Raw genomic sequence first — 4,713 nt, 5'->3', positions numbered from 1 at the left:
CGCTACCACTAGAAGCACGCTAGTAACATCAAGCAGTTACGAGGAACGGAGGTTCCGATGACTGTGAGACATCTCGCATTACTGGGCGGTGTTACGAGTTCGCCCGAAAGCGGTCCTTACCAAGGTCAGAATTAAACCCAAGCATTTCATTGACCGGTGATCGTTATCCGCCGCCCATCGACACAGATGCGGCCAGACTCGATACCGCGTTTCGGAGCGCACGTAGCTTGACTAGGGCGAAGAGCTTCAAGCCTGACAGCGACAGTGAGTGTATTTTCAGGTGCTTTGCTGCAGCACCGCCTGAACGGCGGCTTCAGGGAATGCTGCCACGCAGCATGATACGATCCCGAACGGCAGCAATGGGCCGGAATCGCCAGCGCATCCAGGGTCGACGAATGTCGGCAAAGTCCAACCGGAGCACGCAAGACAACTGTCTCCTTACGGCCCCTAGAACGCCAGTAACCGATCGCCGAGTGCGATGGCGATGGTGTCGTTGCTAGGAAGTCACCGTTGGGGTGGAAGGCGACAGTCGGCTTTCAGATGGCCTCGTGCAAAAGTGGCCATTGGCGAACGGCCAAATGGGGCGGCGGACGCCAACCGGCGGCTTGAGGGTCCGACTGTTAGCTTATCGGCTCATCCGGGACTGAATCACTCGCGTACGAGGGGAGCAAGATCCGTGCATGAGGCAACTGGCCTACTTCACAGGGCAATTCTCATCCTTGGCCCAGTCGAAAAAGCTCAAATAGTAGACGTTGACGTGCTCATAGCCTGCACGAACCGCGGCGATGGCTGCAAGAGCGGCGCGGCCGCCCCGTCGCAATGGGTGACGAGATAATCTCCAGTCTGGAAGCCGATTGCTGATAGCATCTCTCTCAAATCACTCGGAGCGCGCAGATTGCCGGACTTAAGCAAGTCCGAATGCGGAAGCAGTTTCGCACCCGGCAGATGACCGCCCCGGGCATTGCTCTTGAGATCATCGCCCCTGAACTCAGCCTGGGTCCGTGCGTCGAAGATTGCCGCCGTGTGCAGATCGTCTTTCAGCGTGTGGCGATCGACGAGGCCGACCGGACCGGCATTGTAAGAAGCTTGAAATGGCATCGGGCTCGCAGGCGTCGGCACCGGTATCGACGCCCGCTTCGTCGCCAGGCTCGCTGCCCCGCCGTTCAGCACCAGAGCCTTTGCGCCGAAAAACTGAAGAATGAACCAGACCGGGGCAGACTCGGTCATATGTCCGTCGTCAAAGACGACAGCGGTCGTTTGGCTCGAGAGGCTCAGCTTGGCGATTTCCTGTCCCCAGTACTCCACGTTTTCGAACGAAGTCGCGTCGCGTCTTGCAGCATCGATCCATTCCTCGACCGGCACGACGACCGCACCGTAAACGAGGTCGTTCCGATCCGTGTATGCGCCGCGCGCGTCGAGCAACACATGTTGCGAGAGCTTCGCCAAGTGTTCGGCGTCAATGACGGGATCGGATTGGGACATCCTTACTTCTCCGGTTCGAGTGCGACCAGGCTATGCACGTTTCAAAAGAAAGGACATCGTTCACGCAAGCCCCGCTAAATGCAACGCGAGGCCGGCCGTCGCGCACCCTCCCAGCACGGTGACCGGGCCAAGCTTGAAGCGAAACACCGCAACAAGCGCGGCAAGCACCAGCGCCGCAGCCGCGAGGTTTATCGACGACCAGACGGGCACATCAAGATCGAGCCCAAAAGCCGTGATTGTCCCGACCTCCTCGAAGATCACGTGCAGTCCGAACCAGACCGCGAGGTTCAGGATCACGCCCACTACGGCAGCCGTGATCGCCGTCAGCGCCGCTGACAAAACCTTGTTATCACGCAGACGCTCGATGAAGGGGGCGCCTAGGAATATCCACAGGAAGCAGGGCGTGAAGGTTACCCATGTGGTCAGAAGGCCGCCCAGGGAGCCTGCCACCAGCGGCGAGAGCCCGCCCGCATCGCGGAATGCGCCCATGAAGCCCACGAACTGCGTCACCATGATCAGCGGGCCGGGCGTGGTTTCCGCCATGCCGAGACCGTCCAGCATCTCCCCTGGAGCGAGCCAGCCGTAGTTCTGCACCGCCTCCTGCGCTACATAGGCCAGGACCGCATAGGCGCCGCCGAAGGTCACGACCGCCATGACGCTGAAGAAGCCCGCGATCTGGGAAAAGACGTTGGCGGGACCGAAAACCACGAACAGCAAGGCAACTGGCGCCAACCACAGGAGGAGGAATATCGCCGAGACGCGGAAGGCGTAGCTGCGGCTGACCTCGGCGTGGCCGGGAGTTTCTTCTCCCAGCAGCGTATCGGCATCATCGACCTGCACCTTACCAACCTTGCCGTGGCCTCCCCCGTCCCGAAACGCCGGCAGACTTGCCCTGGCTCCGAGGAACCCGATCAGGCCGGCGATCAAGATGATAAGCGGAAACGGAACGGCGAACCCGAAGATCGCGATGAACGAAGCGGCGGCGATCGCGACCATCGCGTTGTTATTCAGCGCACGCGATCCGATGCGGATGACCGCCTGCACCACGATGGCCAGCACCGCAGCCTTGAGGCCAAAGAACAGTGCCTCGATTGATCCGACATTGCCGTAAAGCGCATAGACCCAGCTCAGCGCCATGATCGCGACGACGCCGGGCAGCACGAACAAGGCACCGGCAATGATGCCGCCGAGCGTGCGGTGCATCAGCCAGCCGATATAGACGGCAAGCTGCATGGCTTCGGGGCCTGGCAGCAGCATGCAGTAGTTGAGCGCATGGAGAAACCGCTTCTCGCCGAGCCAGCGCTGCTCTTCGACGAGAATGCGATGCATGAGCGCGATCTGGCCCGCGGGGCCGCCAAAGCTTAACAGTCCAATGCGGGCCCAGATACGGGTGGCCTCGGCCAGGGTGGGGTAAGCGCGGTCGTGCATCAGTCTGCCTTGGGCTTGTTGGAGGGCCAATTGTGGGTCTCGTCGGTCGCGTCGCGCGCCCAGCGATAGAAGGCGTCGTAAAGCAGCATGCCGGCCTCGAGCTGCTCGAGATCGTCGGAATACATACGTGACAGGCCAAGCGACGCGGCAAGCAACCCGGCCGCCTCGGGCGCCAGATCAAGCCGCGCCGTATCCGCACCGCGCACGATGGCTGCCAGCCGGTCGAGCGCGGGAATAGCCAGGCCGAACTCGGCCAGCATCACATCGAACGTGCAAAGCTCGCCCCGGTGGCTCCAGAACACACCTTCGATGTCGAATGGCGCGGCGTTGTAGCGTTCGGCAACGCCCACAACTTCGGCGGGCGCGACGAACAGGATGATGGCGCGAGGGTCGAGAAAGCGCCGGATCAACCAGGGGCACGCAATGCGGTCGATCTTGGGGCGCGACCGCGTGACCCAGACGGTGCGGCCCTGCGCATCGCGCTCCGGGAGCTTCGTTGGATCGATCAGCGGCAGTCCGGCAGACCGCCAGGCTTCGAACCCGCCTTCGAGATATTCCGATGGGCAGCCTTCGGCGCGCAGCCAGGCGGCCGTCCCCTGGCTGCGCCGGTGACCCGCCTGACAAACAGCTATATAAGGCTGATCGCCCAGCTGCGGCGCGAGGTCGGCAAGCGCCTGGTCGTCAATCCGGGTGGACCCCGGAAGCAATCGGGGATTAGCAGAGAAATCCTCCTCGGATCGCACGTCGAGCAAGAGCGGTGCGCGGGGTGTTCCGACGATGCGGGTGAGTTTGTCGAGTGAAATGGCATTTAGCGCAGGCATGAGCGTTCCTCCGTTGCCGGGGTTGGTTTTTGGAACGCGATCTTCAGCTGGCGCCTCGTGGGGAGCTCGCAGTCCCCATACACGTCTATTACCGGCGCCCGGTGCTTTTCGTCAACATGAATTGGCGGTCAAATACAACAGATAGCTTCAGCGGAATGGCAGCTCCCGAGAGCGACTTGAGAACTGTCTAATGACCGAAATGGGGTCGTGAGCGGACAAGGCAAACATTGCCTGTTGGCGCCTTGCTAGAACGGCTGCTTACCTTTAACGGCTTCCACAAAGCAGCCAGACCGCTCTCGGCCCCTAAACATCCGTGAACTACGCTGATCACGCATTATGACAATGTGACAGGAACGATTTGAACATCCTCCCGTTCTCTCTCCACCACCTGCTGAGGGAGGGTGCCGCGCATGATGGAACACGCCTCTCTCCTCTTGGATCAAGTGGCACGGGAGTTTTAGCGATGTCCTATATCCGTTTCGGCTTGATGATCCTCACCTCCACAGTGGTGATGTTCATCCTGATGTATCTCAACACCTACGCCTTCGAGCATGTCTATTTCAGCGAGACACGCACTTACATGGCCATCCTCATGGGAGCGACCATGGCCATTATCATGCTGGCCTTCATGCTCGGCATGTACAAGAACACCGCTCTCAACATAGCCATCTTCGTGGGTGCGGCAGTCGTTTTCGCAGGTGCCCTGTGGCTGGTACGCAGCCAGGTCACCGTCAGCGGTGAAAGCTATATGCGCGCCATGATCCCGCATCACTCCATCGCCATCATGACCTCAGAACGCGCGCAGATCGAGGATGCACGCGTACGCAAACTGGCCGACGAGATCATCGATGCCCAGCGCAAGGAGATCGCCGAGATGGCCTATCTCATCGAAGACCTGGCCGATGGAAATGTGGTGAAAGAGATCTATGAGGATCCGGCACCTGAACCTGGCAGCGTTGAGGATGCCTTGAACAAGGTGATG

At 60.5% G+C, this 4,713-nt stretch carries 4 protein-coding genes; 1 reads left to right on the top strand and 3 read right to left on the bottom strand.

What is annotated here, in order from left to right:
* Nucleotides 1–738: 738 nt before the first annotated feature.
* From WA367_RS16750 to WA367_RS16740, 3 genes are read right to left on the bottom strand one after another with little or no spacing between them, the layout of a single operon-like run.
* Nucleotides 739–1,482, bottom strand: coding sequence for a sulfurtransferase (locus WA367_RS16750; RefSeq protein WP_336057923.1), 744 nt, complete (start codon nucleotides 1,480–1,482; stop codon nucleotides 739–741).
* A gap of 60 nt (nucleotides 1,483–1,542) precedes the next feature.
* On the bottom strand, nucleotides 1,543–2,910 hold the full coding sequence (gene chrA / locus WA367_RS16745) for a chromate efflux transporter (RefSeq protein ID WP_336057922.1): 1,368 nt from the start codon (nucleotides 2,908–2,910) through the stop codon (nucleotides 1,543–1,545).
* Nucleotides 2,910–3,731: a sulfurtransferase/chromate resistance protein gene (locus WA367_RS16740; RefSeq protein WP_336057921.1), complete on the bottom strand. Its 822-nt coding sequence runs from the start codon at nucleotides 3,729–3,731 to the stop codon at nucleotides 2,910–2,912. Before WA367_RS16740 ends, chrA begins: the two co-directional genes overlap by 1 nt.
* 463 nt (nucleotides 3,732–4,194) lie before the next feature.
* Between WA367_RS16740 and WA367_RS16735 the strand changes: the two genes are divergently transcribed.
* On the top strand, nucleotides 4,195–4,713 hold a 519-nt coding region (locus WA367_RS16735), incomplete at its 3' end, for a DUF305 domain-containing protein (RefSeq protein ID WP_336057920.1).

The sequence above is a fragment of the Nitratireductor sp. CH_MIT9313-5 genome, assembly GCF_037029545.1.
GTDB lineage: Bacteria > Pseudomonadota > Alphaproteobacteria > Rhizobiales > Rhizobiaceae > Chelativorans.
Note: the sequence above shows the minus strand (reverse complement) of the source record. Positions and strands in the feature narration are given on the sequence as shown.

Excerpts from the sequence above, each read along its gene's own strand:
- WA367_RS16750 (WP_336057923.1), bottom strand. The coding sequence starts at position 1,482 with ATGTCCCAATCCGATCCCGTCATTGACGCCGAACACTTGGCGAAGCTC.
- chrA (WP_336057922.1), bottom strand. The coding sequence starts at position 2,910 with ATGCACGACCGCGCTTACCCCACCCTGGCCGAGGCCACCCGTATCTGG.
- WA367_RS16740 (WP_336057921.1), bottom strand. The coding sequence starts at position 3,731 with ATGCCTGCGCTAAATGCCATTTCACTCGACAAACTCACCCGCATCGTC.